8 protein-coding genes are annotated in these 18,084 nt (G+C 62.5%); 7 read left to right on the top strand and 1 reads right to left on the bottom strand.

The genetic code is table 11. The annotated features are described in order from the left end of the window. Window positions 1–23: 23 nt before the first annotated feature. Together fliS and AAGF34_RS02170 are read left to right on the top strand one after the other, a co-directional pair. The gene (gene fliS, locus AAGF34_RS02175) at window positions 24–545 is read left to right on the top strand and encodes a flagellar export chaperone FliS (protein WP_342618994.1); all 522 of its coding nucleotides are present in this window, start codon (window positions 24–26) and stop codon (window positions 543–545) included. Window positions 546–547: 2 nt separating this feature from the next. Next, on the top strand, window positions 548–844 hold the full coding sequence (locus AAGF34_RS02170) for a flagellar protein FliT (RefSeq protein ID WP_342618993.1): 297 nt from the start codon (window positions 548–550) through the stop codon (window positions 842–844). On the opposite strand, the gene AAGF34_RS02165 is transcribed toward AAGF34_RS02170, so the two are convergent. Then, window positions 833–2,659, bottom strand: coding sequence for a tetratricopeptide repeat protein (locus AAGF34_RS02165; protein WP_342618992.1), 1,827 nt, complete (start codon window positions 2,657–2,659; stop codon window positions 833–835). The two genes, AAGF34_RS02170 and AAGF34_RS02165, sit on opposite strands and share 12 nt — an antisense overlap. Window positions 2,660–2,827: 168 nt before the next feature. Here AAGF34_RS02165 and AAGF34_RS02160 point away from each other — a divergent pair, with 168 nt between their 5' ends. The 5 genes from AAGF34_RS02160 to AAGF34_RS02140 all read left to right on the top strand — a co-directional run bounded on the left by AAGF34_RS02160 (window position 2,828) and on the right by AAGF34_RS02140 (window position 18,078). After that, the gene (locus tag AAGF34_RS02160; protein WP_342618991.1) at window positions 2,828–4,192 is read left to right on the top strand and encodes an efflux transporter outer membrane subunit; all 1,365 of its coding nucleotides are present in this window, start codon (window positions 2,828–2,830) and stop codon (window positions 4,190–4,192) included. A 2-nt stretch (window positions 4,193–4,194) separates the two neighbouring features. Continuing rightward, window positions 4,195–6,108, top strand: coding sequence for a hypothetical protein (locus tag AAGF34_RS02155; protein ID WP_342618990.1), 1,914 nt, complete (start codon window positions 4,195–4,197; stop codon window positions 6,106–6,108). 269 nt (window positions 6,109–6,377) lie between these two features. Next, the gene (locus tag AAGF34_RS02150; RefSeq protein WP_342618989.1) at window positions 6,378–14,417 is read left to right on the top strand and encodes a heme utilization protein; all 8,040 of its coding nucleotides are present in this window, start codon (window positions 6,378–6,380) and stop codon (window positions 14,415–14,417) included. 89 nt (window positions 14,418–14,506) lie between these two features. Further along, a complete protein-coding gene (locus tag AAGF34_RS02145) occupies window positions 14,507–16,651 on the top strand; it encodes a peptidase domain-containing ABC transporter (RefSeq protein ID WP_342618988.1) in 2,145 nt (714 codons plus the stop codon). Further along, a complete protein-coding gene (locus tag AAGF34_RS02140; RefSeq protein ID WP_342618987.1) occupies window positions 16,648–18,078 on the top strand; it encodes an HlyD family type I secretion periplasmic adaptor subunit in 1,431 nt (476 codons plus the stop codon). Before AAGF34_RS02145 ends, AAGF34_RS02140 begins: the two co-directional genes overlap by 4 nt. Window positions 18,079–18,084 lie beyond the last annotated feature (6 nt).

Below are 18,084 nucleotides of genomic sequence, written 5' to 3'. Positions count from 1 at the left end.
ATCACTAGCTACTCGGACATGACATGACAACTTTACAATCACGCGCAGCATCTGCCTATGCATCGGTTGGCCTGGAGAGCAGGGCAAGCTCTTCCAGTGGTGTTGATTTGGTCATTTTGCTGATCGAAGGCGTTCTGGACCGCGTCAAGCTGGCCAGGGCCGCCATGGCGCAGCGCGACATCGGCCAGAAAATCAAGCACATCAACAAGGCACTGGAAATCATCAGCGAAGGTTTGCGTGCCCATCTGGACATGGCTGCCGGTGGCGAAATCGCGGTGAACCTTGACGACCTGTATGCCTACTGCTCGGTCCGTCTGCTGCACGCCAATTCCCGCAATGATCTGGCGGCTCTGGACGAGATCGGCGAGTTGCTCACCCCTCTGTTGAACGCCTGGATGACGGTCCGCGCGGGTGGACAGGCTGGCGCTGACAATAGTCAGGACGTCTTGGCCACCGTCACACGTACTCTCAAAAGCGCTGTGCCCAGCGTTCAGCGCTTGTATGGCTCCAATGCCTATGCAGGCTTTGCCGCAGGAGGCCGGTAACCATGCAAGACAGTTTGATCGGCTGCTATCAGGCCATCGAGGAGAGCAGCAGGAAAATGCTGGACGCCGCACGCATGAAGGACTGGGAGTCCGTGGTGCGTTACGAAGGGGCTTGCGCGGTGCTGATAGAGCAGTTGCGTCTGCGCGCCAAGTCAGAAGCGCTGGACTTGGCGGCCCGCATCGAAAAGACCCACATCATGCAGCGCATCCTCAAGAACGATGCCCAGATCCGTTACCTGGCTGAGCCCTGGCTTGCCCAGTGCGAACAGCACATCGAAGGCAGCAGGCTACTGCACTGATGCGGTTTGCAGACCCGCTACCAGTGTGCGTAGCCGGTCTTCCAGATTTCTCGCAAAAAGCGGAGTGTTAAACAGCACCCCGCTTTTTTTCACTTCTGCGAGCTGCGTCTTCAACGCCTTGCAATGGTCCGGATCGTGGGCCAAGTCAACGGCTTTCTCTTCGTACGCCTGCAGGTTGTAGGTGATCAGCTCCGGCAGGCCGGCGGCAGTCAGCAGGGCACCGGCCATGCGCGAGGCAAAGCTGCGCCCACAGTAGGTGAGCAGGGGCAACTCCATCCAGAGCGCGTCGTTGGCCGTGGTCCCCGCGTTGAATGGGAATGTGTCCAGAAAGAGGTCGGCACAGGCGTATTGCGCCAGATAGTTTTCCGGCGACAGACGTCCGCCAAAGACCAGACGCTCCGGCCCAATGCCGCGCGCCGCCGCTTCCTTGCAGATGTTTTCCTGCGCCCAGCGGTTGTCGGAGAGTAGCCACAGCACGCTGCCCGGTGTGCGCGTCAGGATGCGCATCCAGGTATCAAACACCTCGGATGTGTACTTGTAGTTGTTGTTGAGCGAGCAGAACACAAAGGCGTCTTCCGGCAGATTGCATTGGGCCCGTGTTGGAATGGCGCCGACCAGTCGCTTGCGGTCGCTGACCTGGTAGATGTCCGGCATGTACAGCGGCTTTTCCGAATAGAAAGGCGCAAACTCCTGCGGAATCAGGAACGGATCGGCGATCACATAGTCAATCGAAGGCAGCCCGGTCGTGGCTGGCAATCCCAGGTAGGTGATCTGGATGGGCGCCGGGCGCAGACCCAGCATGTTGGGCCGGGCGCCGGACGTCTGGCCCTGCAGGTCGATCAGCACGTCAATCTCGTGGGAACGGATCAGCTCGGCCGCGTCTGCATCACTGAGTGCGTCAATGCGGTGAAAGTGGTCCATGGCGGCAATCACGCGCTGGCGCATGGCGGAGCCATCCTCGGGACTCCAGCAATAGCCGTACACCTCCACCTGCGAGCGGTCGTGCAGCTCAAAGAGCTCCACCATCAGCATGGAGACCGGATGCAGGCAGAAGTCCGACGAGGCGTAGGCAATGCGCAGTTTTTTGTGACCGTAGCCGCCACCCGGTGCCAGCACGCGAGTCGGGGCCGCCACTTTCTTCTGCACAAACCGCCGGGCGGCGGCGAGCTGGGCAGCCGGGTCGTCGGAAATGCTGAGCATGGCCAGGGCAGAGGTAGCCTGTTGCATGGCTTGCAGGCTGATACCCGGAAGTTCCGCGTACACCGGCCAGATGCACTGCTTCTGTCGTATGTGCACCCAGTGGTGCAGGGCGTCCGGCTGGTTGGGGTCAATGGCCAGGCTGCGGGTCAGATAGGCATAGGCATCGGCAAACTGTTTGCGGCTTTCCTGCAAGCGGCCCAGGTTGTTCAGGGCCATCACGACAAAGGGAACGTTCTCCTTTTGTGCCGCGCTGATGTTTTGTTCGACCCAAATCCACTCCTGCAGCGCCTGCTCCGGTCTTCCCATGCGTTCGTACAGCATGCCCAGGTTCAGCCGCGGTTGGGCAAAGCCGGGATGGATTTCTATGGACTTGCGGTAGGCCGCCTCGGCGCCCTGCAAGTCGCCGGCGTTGGCCAGGGATAGCGCGCAGTTGAAATGTGCGGCATAGGCGTAGGGCGACTCATTGCGGCTGAGCCAGGTCTGGTACAGCACCGCAGCCAGGTGTGGTTGCCCCGCCGCCTCCAGGCTGCTTGCGGTCTCCAGCAGACTGGAGAAGTCCATGGTCTTCTGCCAGGCACGGGTGACAGATTCGGCGTACGTAGCGTCTGGGGTCATGGGTCTGGAGAGTTGTAGGCGCACATTGGACACGCTTCCATCACCCGGACCGGGCAGAAGTAGCGTGCGTTCGGGGGCTATTTTCCCCGCATATGGAGTCATTGGCGCGGCCTACACTCACTCCATGCTGCTTATCCGTGTGCGCTTTGATTTGATGGACAGGACTTCATGTTGAGCCGTTGGGGTTCTCTGCTTCTGGTATTGCTCCTGGCGGCCTGCGCCCAGCCGTCGGAATATGTGCGCCCGGAACTGCCCGTGCCCACCCAGTGGCCCGGGGTGGCGGGCGACCCGCAAGAGGTGTCGCGCATCCACTGGCGCCAGTACTTCGTGGATCCGCGTTTGCATGCGCTGATCGAATCAGCGCTCAAGAACAACCGCGACCTGCGTATTGCCGTGGGGCGGGTGCAGGAGGCGAAGGCGCAATACGGAATCGCCCAGGCAGACCGGTATCCCAGTGTCAACCTGCTCAGCAGCGCCGCCTTTACGGGAGTGCCCGAGAGTCTGTCCAGCACCACCACCGCAGAGCGCTACGATCTGGGCGTGTCGTCGATTTCCTACGAGGTGGACTTCTGGGGGCGCATTGCCGGATTGACCGAATCGGCCCGAAACAGCTATCTGGCGACCGAAGAGGCGCAAAAGGCGTTTCAGGTATCGCTGATCGCCGACATTGCTACGACTTACTTTACGCTACTGCAGCTCGACGAGCAGATTGCCTTTGCCACGAAGACACTGCAGTCGCGCGCCCAGAGTCTGGATTTGGTCAAGAAAGGCAGAGACGCCGGCGGTGCCTATGACTTGGAGGTCGAGCAGGCCCAAGGGCTGCAGGAGTCGGCGCGCGCCGCGCTGGATGCATACGGACACCAGCGCAACACCACGGTGAATCGCCTGAATTACCTGGTGGGAGAGGTGGTCCCGGACTTGCCGCCTCCCTTGCCATTCGACAGCCAGGGCTTTGGCGAGGTGATCATTCCCGGTCTGCCCAGTGATGTGCTGCTGCTGCGCCCCGACGTGATTGCCGCCGAAAAGCGGTTGCTGGCGGCGCATGCCAATATTGATGCGGCGCGCGCAGCGTTCATGCCCAAGGTGCTTCTGACCACCAGCCTGGGTGTGGCCAGCGCGGGACTGTCCAGCCTGTTCAGTGGCGCGGCCTGGACGTTCCAGCCCCTGATTTCCGCACCGCTGTTTGACGGCGGGCGTCTGACCGGCGGCAAGGAGCTGGCCGAGGCGCGCAAGGTGATTGCGGTGGCCGACTACGAAAAAACCATCCAGATGGCGTTTCGCGAAGTCGCTGACCTGTTGTCGGCCAGGGGTTCGCTGGCACGCCAGATGCGCTCCGCGAGGATCAACGAGAAGTCGCAGCAACGGCTGCTGGACATCGCGCAGGCGCGCCACAACATCGGGCTGACCGGATATAACGACGTACTGGAGCGCCAGCGTGATCTGGTTGCCGCCCAGCAGATCACCTTGCAACTCAGGCGCTCCCAGCTGGAGACGGCTGCACAACTCTACAAAGCCCTGGGCGGTGGAGCCTGACCATGGCAACCAGATTCAGCGCCAAAGACAAGCGTGTATTCGATGAAACACTGAAATCCGCAAGGCTGGGTGCGGCCGATGCGCAGTATGAAGTTGGCCTGATGTACGCCAACGGCATTGGTGTGTTGCAAGACATCGCCCAGGCCGTGCACTGGGTATCGCAGGCTGCCCAGCGGGGGCTTGCTGCCGCGCAGTACCTGCTGGCCACGCGCTACGAGTCCGGCATCGGTGTCGAGCAGAGCGTGCATTCGGCCAAACTGTGGTTTGCCAAGGCCGCTGAACAAGGGCATTCCAAAGCTCAGCTTCGTCTGGGCGTGCTGTATGGGAAGACGCACACCGCCCAGGCCATGCAGTTTCTGCGCAGTGCTGCCGATGCCGGTCTGGCCCAGGCCCAGCTCGCGCTCGCCAATGCCTACCTGCAGGGTGATGGCATGGAGCAGGACCCGGCACAGGCGATCCATTGGTACCAGGCAGCCGCCTCTCAGGGGTTGCCGGAGGCCCAGCATGCACTGGGTGAGGCGCTGCTCAAGGGGGTGGTCTCGCCGCCGGACACCGATGCGGCGCTGGTCTGGTACCGCAAGGCCGCCCGCCAGGACCATCTGGCTGCCCAGGTCGCCATTGAGACCCTGGAGCAGGAAGGTCAAACCATTGGTTCCTTGCGCGGCCTGCGTGTCCAAAGGCATGGGCAGGCGGAGCGCAGGCGCAATGAGGGGCGCTGGATCAAAGCTGCGGAACAGGGCAACTCCGATGCGCGCTATCACCTGGGCCAGATGTATGAGAGGGGCTTGGGGCTTGATGCGGATTTCGATTCGGCACTCTATTGGTATGGTGTTGCGGCCCAGCAGGGGCACGCCCGTGCGCAGCTGGCGTTGGCGCGCCTGAGCGAGGCGGCCGGGCTACCGGACGTGTTCAAGTGGTATCTCAGCGCCGCCAAGGCCGGGCTGCCGCAGGCGCAATTTGCGCTGGGTCAGCTCTACCTGTACACGTCCAGCGGCATGCAGGACCCGCTCGAAAGCCTGGACCTGTGGATGCAGGCCGCGCGTCAGGAGCATCCCCAGGCTCTGGCTGCGTTGGGCCACTGGATGCTGAGTGACACCCGGGAACTGGGTCTGCTTGCTTTGCGAAAGGCCGCGCAACTGGGCGAACCCCAGGCGCAATTCCTGCTGGGGCAGCAACTGGAGCAGGGCAAGACGCGGTCGCAGCATGGCGATACAGCCCTCGAGTGGTACGAGAAGGCCGCGCACCAAGGGCATGCCGGTGGCCAATGCGCACTGGGCGTGGCTTATCTGCGTGGCAAGGGCGTTGCAAAGAACTTCAAGGTGGCGCTCCAGTGGTTGCTCAAGGCGGCTGAGCAGGGGGATGCCCGTGCGCAGTGGAATTTGGGTGCCTTGTACGCAGCCGGTGCAGATGGGCTCACGCGGGATCTCAAGCTCGCCTTTCAGTGGTTCCAGCGCTCCGCCGACCAGGGTTTTGTCGCTGCCAGCTCCAATCTGGGCATTTTGTATGCACTGACCGGACTGCCAGAGCGTGCCGTGGCGGAGTGGAAGAAGGCCGCAATGCAGGAAGACCCAGAAGCCCAGTACAACCTGGCCTTGGCATATACCAAGGGGGAAGGCGTGGAAAAGGACGAAATCCAGGCGCTCTCCTTGTTGGGCCGCGCCGCCGAATTGGGTGTGGTGGCCGCCCAAAGCCGTCTTGGCTTGATGTATGTCACGGGCGAGGGGGCTGCGCTGGACCCGATTGAAGGCCACAAATGGCTTTTTCTGGCTGCCGAAAGTGGCGATGCAAGCGCCCGGGCGAATTTGGAGCGCTCCCTGGCCCTCAACAGCCCCAAGCAGACGGCGGAAGGCCAAAGGCGCGCAAATGAGTGGAAAAGCCGCGCTTTATCGCGTTCTGACAAGCAAACGCGCATTTAAGATGACCTGATGTAACAAAAGTTTGCTGAAATCAGGCCGAAATCGGCTGATTTCAAGGATTTGTCAGATTTTTGCTTAAGAATTGCAAAGATCTGCCGATTAGGAAGACAGGCCGTAGTCTGCTCGACTGCGGCATTTGTTAATTTATGTGTCTGCCGAAAAGCAAGCGGTTGGATGCGATGGGTGGCGTTTGCAGGGATGGGCTGAACCAGGGTGGGGCGGCCGTTCAAAGATGGTTTGGTGAACCTTCGGGTTCCAAAGGAAAATAAATGGCTAGCAATATCAGTGGTTTCTCGACAGCAGTCATTGCATCCTTCACGACGCAATATATACAGTCGTTGACGACTGACGACATTGCCTCCCTGAGAACGGATCAGGTCCAAGCGCTCACCACCGCCCAGATTCAAGCGCTGACCACCAAGCAAATCCAGGCCCTCACCAGCACCGAACTGATTGCCCTGACCACCAACCAGGTGGCCGCCATTGAAACCGCGGACATTGCAGCCCTCAAGACAAGCCAGATCACCGCCCTTGAAACGGCAGACCTGGCTTCCCTGACCACAGCGCAAGTGCAGGCCATCACCACCGCCGGTGTGGCAGCACTCACCACCAGCCAGGTGCAGGCGATCACCACCACCCAGATTGCCGCCCTTGCCACCAACCAGACCCAGGCACTTACCACCAGCCAGGTAGCCACGCTGACGAGCGCACAGGTGCAGAACATCACCACGGCGGACATTGCAGCGCTGAAGACGAACCAGATTGCGGCGCTGACGACCACGGGCGTGGTGGCCCTGACGACCAACCAGGTGCAGGCGATCACGACCACGGACGTGGCAGCCTTGACGACGGCGCAGGTAGCGTCCTTGACGACTGACCAAGTGATTGCGCTCAACACCAACCAGGTGCAGGCAGTCACCACTGCGGGTATCCAGGCGCTGTCGACCAGCCAGGTGGTGGCGATTGAGACAGTGGATGTGGCCGCGCTCAAGACAGCACAGGTTGCAGCACTGACCACCAGCCAGGCCGTGGCATTGACCACGAACCAGGTGATTGCCCTGACGACGACCGGTGTGCAGGCCCTGACGACGGCCCAGCTGCAGGCGCTGACCACCAACCAGGTGGTGGCGATCGAGACGGTGGACGTGGCCGCGCTGAAGACCGCGCAGGTACAGGCCATCACCACAGCTGGTGTGGCAGCGCTGACGACCAACCAGGTGCAGGCGATCACCACGGCAGACGTGGCGGCCCTCACGACCAACCAGATTGCGGCGCTGACGACCAACCAGGTGATAGCGCTGAACACCAACCAGGTGCAGGCAGTGACCACCGCGGGCGTGCAGGCGCTGAGCACAGGTCAGGTGGCGGCCATCGAGACGGTGGACGTTGCAGTCCTCAAGACCAACCAGATATCGGCCATCACCACCTCGGGCGTGCAGGCCCTGACCACGGCCCAGGTGCAAGCCATCAGCACAGCAGATGTGGCAGCGCTGACGACCGCACAAGTGGCCGCGCTCACGACCAACCAGATCGTGGCGCTGACGACCAGCCAGATGCCGGCGTTCACCACGGCGGGCATCCAGGCGCTGAGCACGGCCCAGAACGTGGCCATCGAGACGCTGGACATTGCGGCCCTCAAGACCTCGCAGGTGGCAGCTTTGACCACGGCGCAGGTGGCAGCACTCACGACCGATCAGATCATTGCCCTGACCACGGCCCAGATCCAGGCCCTGACTACGGCCCAGCTGCAGGCGCTGACCACCAACCAGGTGGTGGCGATCGAGACGGCGGATGTGGCAGCGCTCAAAACAGCACAGGTACAGGCCATCACCACAGCCGGTGTGGCAGCTCTGACGACCAACCAGGTACGGGCCATCACCACGGCAGACGTGGCCGCGCTCACGACCAACCAGATTGCGGCGCTGACGACCACCCAGGTGGGCGTGCTCACCACCAGCCAGACCCAGGCGGTAACCACTGCCGGCATCCAGGCGCTGACGAGCGCGCAGGTGCAGAGCGTCACCACAGCGGACATTGCAGCGCTGAAGACGAACCAGATTGCGGCGCTGACGACCACGGGCGTGGTGGCACTGACGACCAACCAGGTGCAAGCGATCACGACCACGGACGTGGCGGCCTTGACGACGGCGCAGGTAGCGTCTTTGACGACCGACCAGGTGATTGCACTCAACACCAACCAGGTGCAGGCAGTGACCACTGCGGGCATCCAGGCGCTCTCGACCAGCCAGGTGGTGGCGATTGAGACAGTGGATGTGGCCGCGCTCAAGACAGCACAGGTTGCAGCACTGACCACCAGCCAGGCCGTGGCATTGACCACGAACCAGGTGATTGCCCTGACGACGGCCGGAGTGCAGGCGCTGACGACGGCCCAGCTGCAGGCGCTGACCACCAACCAGGTGGTGGCGATCGAGACGGTGGATGTGGCGGCGCTGAAGACTGCGCAGGTGCAAGCCATCACCACCGCCGGTGTGGCAGCGCTGACGACCAACCAGGTGCAGGCGATCACCACGGCAGACGTGGCGGCCCTCACGACCAACCAGATTGCGGCGCTGACGACCACCCAGGTGGGCGTACTCACCACCAGCCAGACCCAGGCAGTGACCACTGCCGGTATCCAGGCACTGACGAGCGCGCAGGTGCAGAGCGTCACCACGGCGGACATTGCCGCGCTGAAGACGAACCAGATCGCGGCACTGACGACCTCGGGCGTGGTGGCACTGACGACCAACCAGGTGCAGGCGATCACGACCACGGACGTGGCGGCACTGACGACGGCGCAGGTAGCGTCCTTGACGACTGACCAGGTGATTGCGCTCAACACCAACCAGGTGCAGGCAGTCACCACTGCGGGTATCCAGGCGCTGTCCACCAGCCAGGTAGTGGCGATCCAGACAGCGGATGTGGCCGCGCTCAAGACCAATCAGGTTGCAGCGCTCACCACGGCAAGTGTTGCTGCGCTGACGACCAATCAGATCGGTGCGCTGACCACCAGCCAGGCTCAGGCAGTGACCACTGCCGGTATCCAGGCTCTGACGAGCACGCAGGTTCAGAACATCACGACAGCGGACATTGCCGCGCTGAAGACGAACCAGATCGCGGCGCTGACGACTTCGGGCGTGGTGGCACTGACGACCAACCAGGTGCAAGCGATCACGACCACGGACGTGGCGGCCTTGACGACGGCGCAGGTAGCGTCCTTGACGACCGACCAGGTGATTGCGCTCAACACTAACCAGGTGCAGGCAGTGACCACTGCGGGCATCCAGGCGCTGTCGACCAGCCAGGTGGTGGCGATTGAGACGGTGGATGTGGCCGCGCTCAAGACCAATCAGGTTGCAGCGCTCACCACCAGCCAGGCTGTGGCATTGACCACGAACCAGGTGATTGCCCTGACGACGGCCGGAGTGCAGGCCCTGACCACGGCCCAGCTGCAGGTGCTCACTACGAACCAGGTGGTGGCGATCGAGACGGTGGATGTGGCGGCTCTGAAGACTGCGCAGGTCCAGGCCATCACCACAGCCGGTGTGGCAGCGCTCACGACCAACCAGGTGCAGGCGATCACCACGGCAGACGTGGCGGCCCTCACGACCAACCAGATTGCGGCCTTGACGACCAACCAGGTGGTGGCACTGAACACCAATCAGGTGCAGGCAGTGACCACCGCGGGCGTGCAGGCGCTGAGCACAGGTCAGGTGGCGGCCATCGAGACGGTGGACGTTGCAGTCCTCAAGACCAACCAGATATCGGCCATCACCACCTCGGGCGTGCAGGCCCTGACCACGGCCCAGGTGCAAGCCATCAGCACAGCAGATGTGGCAGCGCTGACGACCGCACAAGTGGCCGCGCTCACGACCAACCAGATCGTGGCGCTGACGACCAGCCAGATGCCGGCGTTCACCACGGCGGGCATCCAGGCGCTGAGCACGGCCCAGAACGTGGCCATCGAGACGCTGGACATTGCGGCCCTCAAGACCTCGCAGGTGGCAGCTTTGACCACGGCGCAGGTGGCAGCACTCACGACCGATCAGATCATTGCCCTGACCACGGCCCAGATCCAGGCCCTGACTACGGCCCAGCTGCAGGCGCTGACCACCAACCAGGTGGTGGCGATCGAGACAGCGGATGTGGCAGCGCTGAAGACCGCGCAGGTACAGGCCATCACCACCGCCGGTGTGGCAGCCCTCACGACCAACCAGGTGCGGGCCATCACCACGGCAGACGTGGCCGCGCTCACGACCAACCAGATTGCGGCGCTGACGACCACCCAGGTGGGCGTGCTCACCACCAGCCAGGCTCAGGCAGTGACCACTGCCGGTATCCAGGCACTGACGAGCGCACAGGTGCAGAGCGTCACCACGGCGGACATTGCAGCGCTGAAGACGAACCAGATCGCGGCGCTGACGACTTCGGGCGTGGTGGCACTGACGACCAACCAGGTGCAAGCGATCACGACCACGGACGTGGCGGCCTTGACGACGGCGCAGGTAGCGTCCTTGACGACCGACCAGGTGATTGCGCTCAACACCAACCAGGTGCAGGCAGTGACCACTGCGGGCATCCAGGCGCTGTCGACCAGCCAGGTGGTGGCGATTGAGACGGTGGATGTGGCCGCGCTCAAGACCAATCAGGTTGCAGCGCTCACCACCAGCCAGGCTGTGGCATTGACCACGAACCAGGTGATTGCCCTGACGACGGCCGGAGTGCAGGCCCTGACCACGGCCCAGCTGCAGGTGCTCACTACGAACCAGGTGGTGGCGATCGAGACGGTGGATGTGGCGGCTCTGAAGACTGCGCAGGTACAGGCCATCACCACCGCCGGAGTGGCAGCGCTGACGACCAACCAGGTGCAGGCGATCACCACGGCAGACGTGGCGGCCCTCACGACCAACCAGGTTGCGGCGCTGACGACCAACCAGGTGGTGGCACTGAACACCAACCAGGTGCAGGCAGTGACCACTGCCGGTATCCAGGCACTGACGAGCGCGCAGGTGCAGAGCGTCACCACGGCGGACATTGCCGCGCTGAAGACGAACCAGATCGCGGCACTGACGACCTCGGGCGTGGTGGCACTGACGACCAACCAGGTGCAGGCGATCACGACCACGGACGTGGCGGCACTGACGACGGCGCAGGTAGCGTCCTTGACGACTGACCAGGTGATTGCGCTCAACACCAACCAGGTGCAGGCAGTCACCACTGCGGGTATCCAGGCGCTGTCCACCAGCCAGGTAGTGGCGATCCAGACAGCGGATGTGGCCGCGCTCAAGACCAATCAGGTTGCAGCGCTCACCACGGCAAGTGTTGCTGCGCTGACGACCAATCAGATCGGTGCGCTGACCACCAGCCAGGCTCAGGCAGTGACCACTGCCGGTATCCAGGCTCTGACGAGCACGCAGGTTCAGAACATCACGACAGCGGACATTGCCGCGCTGAAGACGAACCAGATCGCGGCGCTGACGACTTCGGGCGTGGTGGCACTGACGACCAACCAGGTGCAAGCGATCACGACCACAGACGTGGCGGCCTTGACGACGGCGCAGGTAGCGTCTTTGACGACCGACCAGGTGATTGCACTCAACACCAACCAGGTGCAGGCAGTGACCACTGCGGGCATCCAGGCGCTCTCGACCAGCCAGGTGGTGGCGATTGAGACAGTGGATGTGGCCGCGCTCAAGACAGCACAGGTTGCAGCACTGACCACCAGCCAGGCCGTGGCATTGACCACGAACCAGGTGATTGCCCTGACGACGGCCGGAGTGCAGGCGCTGACGACGGCCCAGCTGCAGGCGCTGACCACCAACCAGGTGGTGGCGATCGAGACGGTGGATGTGGCGGCTCTGAAGACTGCGCAGGTACAGGCCATCACCACCGCCGGAGTGGCAGCGCTCACGACCAACCAGGTGCAGGCGATCACCACGGCAGACGTGGCGGCCCTCACGACCAACCAGATTGCGGCCTTGACGACCAACCAGGTGGTGGCACTGAACACCAACCAGGTGCAGGCGGTGACCACCGCGGGCGTGCAGGCGCTTTCCACCAGCCAAGTTGTGGCGATTGAGACGGTGGATGTGGCCGCGCTCAAGACAGCGCAGGTCCAGGCCATCACCACAGCCGGTGTGGCAGCCCTCACGACAGCGCAGGTCCAGGCGATCACTACCGCCGGCGTAGCGGCTCTGAACACCAACCAGATTGCGGCGCTGACGACCAACCAGGTGGTGGCGCTGAACACCAACCAGGTGCAGGCAATCACCACTACGGGCGTGCAGGCGCTCTCCACCAGCCAGGTGGTGGCGATTGAGACGGCGGATGTCGCGGCACTCAAGACCAACCAGGTCGCAGCCCTGACGACAGCCCAGGCGGTGGCATTGACCACGGACCAGGTGATCGCCCTGACCACGGCAGGCGTGCAAGCACTGACTACAGCTCAGTTGCAGGCGCTCACTACCAACCAGGTGGTGGCGATCGAGACGGTGGACGTTGCAGCGCTGAAGACGGCGCAGATCCAGGCCATCACCACAGCCGGTGTGGCGGCGCTGACGACAGCGCAGGTGCAGGCGATTTCCACCGCGGACGTGGCCGCACTGCAGACCAACCAGGTTGCGGCGCTGACAACCGACCAGGTGATTGCGCTCAGCACCAACCAGGTGCAGGCAGTCACCACTGCGGGTATCCAGGCGCTGTCCACCAGCCAGGTGGTGGCAATCCAGACGGTGGATGTGGCAGCACTCAAGACGGCACAGATCCAGGCGATCACCACGGCGGGCGTAGTGGCTCTGACGACGGCGCAGATCCAGGCGATCACCACGGCAGACGTGGCAGCGCTCACGACCAGCCAGGTGCGGGCACTCACGACCAACCAGATCGTGGCGCTCACGACCAATCAGGTGCAGGCCTTGACCACGGTCCAGATGGCAGCGCTCACGACATCGCAGGTGGCCTCCATTGAAACAGTGGACATTGCAGCGCTCAAGACATCCCAGGTCGCTGCACTGCAAACTGCGGAAGTGGTGGCGCTCACGACCGATCAGGTCGTGGCGTTGACGACGGCGCAGGCCATGGCGCTGACGACCAGCCAGGTCGCGGCATTGACGACCGCGCAGATTGCAAGCATTGAGACGACCGACCTGGTTGCCCTCAAGACCTCGCAGATCCAGGCCATCACGACGGCAGGAATCGCAGCGTTGACGACGCAACAAGTGGCCATGCTGACCACCATGCAGGTGGCGGCGCTGACAACGGCGCAGACTGCGGCGTTTACCACCGCACAGGGACCGGCCCTGGGATTGGGTACGCCTATCGTGCTGGACTTGAATGGCGATGGCGTCAAGACCAAGAGTGCTGCCGATGGTGTGAACTTCGACCTGTTTGCCACCGGTACCAAGGTCTCCACAGGCTGGGTCTCCAGCAGCGATGGTCTGCTGGTGATGGATCGCAATGGCGATGGACAGATCAACGACGGCTCTGAGCTGTTCGGCTCGTCCACCACCTTGTCCAACGGCACCAAGGCGACCGACGGTTATCAGGCCCTGAGGGAGCTGGATAGCAATGGCGATGGTGTTATCGACAAGAAAGATGCTGCCTTTGCCAACCTGCGTGTCTGGATAGATGCCAACTCCGACGGCATCTCCGAGAAGGGCGAGGTGGTGACGCTGGACTCCCTGGGAATCACCAGCATCAGCACAAATGCGACCGTGGCACCGACCAAGGACAACGGTAACCTGATCGGCATGACTTCCACGTTTGAGAGGAACGGCACGACGCAGACCGCGGCGGACGTCTGGTTCGTGGCGGACAAGGCAGCGGCTTTGGCTGGCACCTCGCAACCTGTGGCTTCTGTTACCACTGCGGTTTCGGAGCCGACTACGCAGGTGACTGCGGCAAGCACGCCGATTGCGCTGGACTGGAACGTGGCCCTTGCACCGGCTGCTACACAGACTGCAACGGCTGCATCGCCGGCACCGGTTCCGCAAGTTGCCGGTACGGTCGACTTGCGAACCCAGGTGAGCGGCATTGCACAGGCCATCAGCGCATTTGCCGGGGACGCTGCGGCGGGAACGGCGGATACGCCCAAACTCAATGTTGCAACCAGCAGCAGTGGAAGTGGGGTGGCGCTGACGGCGGTGAGCATGGCCGACGTGATGAAGCAATTCGACGCGAACGGCAACTTGCTGGCGACGCAGGGTACATCGGCAAACGCGCTCAACGGTGTGCCAAGCCTGACGGCGACGCAGGATCCGAACGCGGCGGGAGCGCTGGCGGCGGCTACGCCGAAGCCAACAGGCAGCTGATGAAATAGGGGCCCAAAGGGCCCCTATTTCTTTGGCTGGCCAAGGGGTGACCATGTTGAAATCGCCGTGTCCCCTTGGGATACATACACATGGCCGAAAGATTTCCCCACACCACTGTCCAATGCATTGCTGCCATTGCACAGCACCACCGGTTGCCGATCAATCCTGAGCGATTGATTGAAGACTATGCCTTGGTGGGGGAAGAGCCGTCCAAAGCAACCGTACTGCGCATTGCCACGGACATTGGCCTGAAGGCCAAGGCCGACCGACTGACCTGGTCCAATCTGCTGGCCCAAGGTGGCGTGTTCCCGCTGATCGCCCGCATGAAGGACGGCACCAGTGTGATCGTGGTGGGTGCCAACGCCAAGGACGGTGAAAAGGTTGCGGTACTGAACCCGGCTGCGACCACCCCCACCGAAGTGCTGCTATTGAATCAGCAGCAGTTCTGCGCCCACTGGGATGGTGAAGTCTTCCTCATGAAGCGTATCTACACGCTGCCGGAAGAAGGACAACCCTTTGGCTTTCGCTGGTTCATACCGGACATCCTGAAGCAGAAGGCGGCCCTGCGCGACATTGCCGTGGCTGCCATCGCCATGCACTTTCTGGCGCTGGGCTCGCCCATCTTCTTTCAGCTGGTGATCGACAAGGTGCTGGTGCACCAAAGCGTGTCCACGCTGTGGGTGTTGGGGGTGGGGATCGTGATCGCGCTGATATTCGACTCCTTGTTCGGCTATCTGCGCCAAATCCTGACCCTGTCGGCGACCAACAAGATCGACATGCGTTTGACGCGCAAAACCTTCGCCCATCTGCTGTCGCTGCCGATTGACTACTTCGAGACGACCACTGCGGGCGTGATCACCCGGCACATGCAGCAGGTGGACAAGATACGGGCCTTCCTGACCGGACGCATGTTCTTTACCGTGTTGGACGCCACATCGCTGGTGATCTTCCTGCCGCTGCTGTTCACCTACTCGGTACAACTGGCCCTGATCACCCTGGTGTTTACCTTGCTGATAGCGGGTATCGTCGCGCTGATGGTGCCTACCTTCCAGAAGCGGCTCAAGGATTTGTACCAGGCGGAAGGCGAGCGCCAATCGATGATGGTGGAGACCATTCACGGCATGCGCACGGTCAAGGCACTGGCCATCGAGCCGGCCCAACGGCGCTTGTGGGACCAGCGCTCGGCGCACTCCATCAACATGCATTTCCGCGTCGGCAAGCTGGCCGTCACCGGCAACGCCGTGACCGACTTTCTGGGCAAGCTGCTGCCGGTGGTCATCATCGTGATGGGTGCGCAGCAGGTGTTCGACCAGACCATGACCGTGGGCGCACTGATCGGCTTCCAGATGATTACCGGGCGCGTCACCGGGCCCCTGATCTCCATTGTGGGACTGGTCAACGACTACCAGGAAACCATGCTGTCCATCAAGATGATGGGCGAAGTGATGAACCGGCCCTCGGAAGGGCGGGCGACGTCGGGCGGCTTGCGCCCTGAACTGGCTGGCGAGGTGGCATTCGACAACGTCACTTTCCGCTACCCCGGCTCCAGCATCAATGCGCTGGACCGCGCCTCGTTCACTATTCCCGCCGGCAAGGTGGTGGGCATCGTGGGCCGCAGCGGCTCGGGCAAGTCCACGCTGACCAAGGTGATTCAGGGGCTCTATACCATTCAGGAAGGCGTGGTCCGCTTCGACCGCACCGATGCACGCGAAATTGAACTGGCCCATCTGCGTCGGCAGATCGGCGTCGTGCTGCAGGAGAATTTTCTGTTCCGCGGCTCGGTGCGCGACAACATCGCCATGGCCAAGCCCGAGTCCACCTTCGAACAGATCGTGGCAGCGGCGGAGGCCGCGGGTGCCGCCGAGTTCATCGAGCGCATGCCCCAGGGCTACAACACCATGTTGGAGGAAAACGCGGCCAATCTGTCGGGCGGCCAGAAGCAGAGGTTGTCGATCGCACGTGCCCTGCTGACCAACCCGCGCATACTGATCCTGGATGAAGCGGCCAGCGCCTTGGACCCCGAGAGCGAAGCCATCTTCATGAACAACCTCACGCGCATTGCCGTGGGGCGTACCGTGATCATGGTGTCGCACCGCCTCTCCACGCTGGTCAATGCGCATGCCATCCTGGTGATGCAGCAAGGCAAGCTGATGGATAGCGGGCGCCATGAGGAACTGGTTGCCCGCTGTGAAACCTATCAGCAACTCTGGAATCAGCAGACGAGCCACCTATGAAGCTGCCGTTTCTGAAATCCAAAGACAAGGGTGCACCTGCCGCGCCCAAGCCGGCCAAGGCTGCCAAGCCGGTCAAACCGGCCGAGAGCAAGTCCGCCAAGGTGGGCAAGGGCAAGACCGTCATCGAGTACCTACCGGATGCCGACGAGATAGAGCGCAGCCCGGTTCCGCGGTATGCCCAGTTCACCCTGCATCTGCTGTTGGTGGCGCTGCTGACCTTCATCATCTGGGCCACTGTGTCTGAACTGGATCAGGTGGTGGTCGCACGGGGCCAGCTGACCAATCCCTTGCCCAATGTGGTGGTGCAGCCCCTGGACACCTCCATCATCCAGACCGTGGACGTGCGCCAGGGTCAGGTGGTGAAAAAGGGTGACAAGCTGGCCACGCTGGATGCCACCTTTGCCAAGGCCGATGAATCGCAGCTCAAGGTGCGGCTGGCCAGCCTGGAGACGCAGATCCGCGGCATTGAACTCGAACTCAACGGCTCCAATGCCAACCTGAGTGTGCCGACGACCGATGACGAACGATTGCAGGCCAATCTGCTGGCCGAGCGCCGCGCCAACTACCGCGCCCAGGAGCTCAAGCTCACGGAGTCGGCCGCCAAGCTGCGGGCCGCCCTTGCCACCAACCGCAGCGACCAGCGCCAGATTGAGTCGCGCCTGCGCTCCATGAAGGAGATGGAAGCGATGCAGGAAAAGATGGTGGCCCAGAAATACGGCGCACCGTTGCAACTGCTGGAAGCGCAGCAACGCAGCAAGGAGGTCCAGCGTGACCTGGAGCTGGCCCAGAACCGGGAAAAGGAGCTGCGGCTGGAACTCTCCGCCTTTGACGCGGAGAAAACCGCCTTCGAGCGCAACTGGCGCCAGAAGGCCATGGAAGAGCTGCTCACCGTGTCGCGCGAGCGCGACTCCATCCTGCAGCAATTGCAGAAGGCGGACCTGCGTACCCAACTGGTGACGCTGTACGCGCCGGTAGATGGCGTGGTGCTGGAAATTGCCAAGCTGTCACCCGGCTCCATCGTGCGGGGCGCGGAGACCTTCTTCACCCTGGTCCCTCTGAATGCCAAGCTGGAAGCGGAAGTGCAGATCAACTCGGGCGATGTGGGCTACATCAAGGCCGGTCTGCCGGTGCACATCAAGCTCGACGCCTTTCCGTTCCAGCGCCATGGAACACTGGATGCGAAGGTTGTCTCGGTCAGCGAGGATGCCTTCAAGCGAGACGCCGCGGGCAAGTCCGGCTCCGATGCTTACTACCTGGGTCACATTGCGTTGGAACACACCGACTTAAAGAATATGATGGACGGATCCAGACTGCTTCCGGGGATGACTTTGAGTGCGGAAATCGTAGTGGGCAAGCGCTCCATGATTTCCTACCTGGCCTGGCCATTGACCAAAGGATTGGATGAAGCAGTCAGAGAGCCCAAATAAACGTAG

The organism is Rhodoferax sp. GW822-FHT02A01 (genome assembly GCF_038784515.1).
Taxonomy (GTDB): Bacteria; Pseudomonadota; Gammaproteobacteria; order Burkholderiales; family Burkholderiaceae_C; genus Allorhodoferax.
The sequence above is the reverse complement of the archived record's forward strand: the minus strand, read 5'-3'. Positions and strand labels throughout refer to the sequence as shown.

Bases quoted from the DNA above. Each gene is read 5' to 3' on its own strand.
- fliS (WP_342618994.1), top strand. From the start codon at position 24: ATGACAACTTTACAATCACGCGCAGCATCTGCCTATGCATCGGTTGGC.
- AAGF34_RS02170 (WP_342618993.1), top strand. From the start codon at position 548: ATGCAAGACAGTTTGATCGGCTGCTATCAGGCCATCGAGGAGAGCAGC.
- AAGF34_RS02165 (WP_342618992.1), bottom strand. From the start codon at position 2,659: ATGACCCCAGACGCTACGTACGCCGAATCTGTCACCCGTGCCTGGCAG.
- AAGF34_RS02160 (WP_342618991.1), top strand. From the start codon at position 2,828: ATGTTGAGCCGTTGGGGTTCTCTGCTTCTGGTATTGCTCCTGGCGGCC.
- AAGF34_RS02155 (WP_342618990.1), top strand. From the start codon at position 4,195: ATGGCAACCAGATTCAGCGCCAAAGACAAGCGTGTATTCGATGAAACA.
- AAGF34_RS02150 (WP_342618989.1), top strand. From the start codon at position 6,378: ATGGCTAGCAATATCAGTGGTTTCTCGACAGCAGTCATTGCATCCTTC.
- AAGF34_RS02145 (WP_342618988.1), top strand. From the start codon at position 14,507: ATGGCCGAAAGATTTCCCCACACCACTGTCCAATGCATTGCTGCCATT.
- AAGF34_RS02140 (WP_342618987.1), top strand. From the start codon at position 16,648: ATGAAGCTGCCGTTTCTGAAATCCAAAGACAAGGGTGCACCTGCCGCG.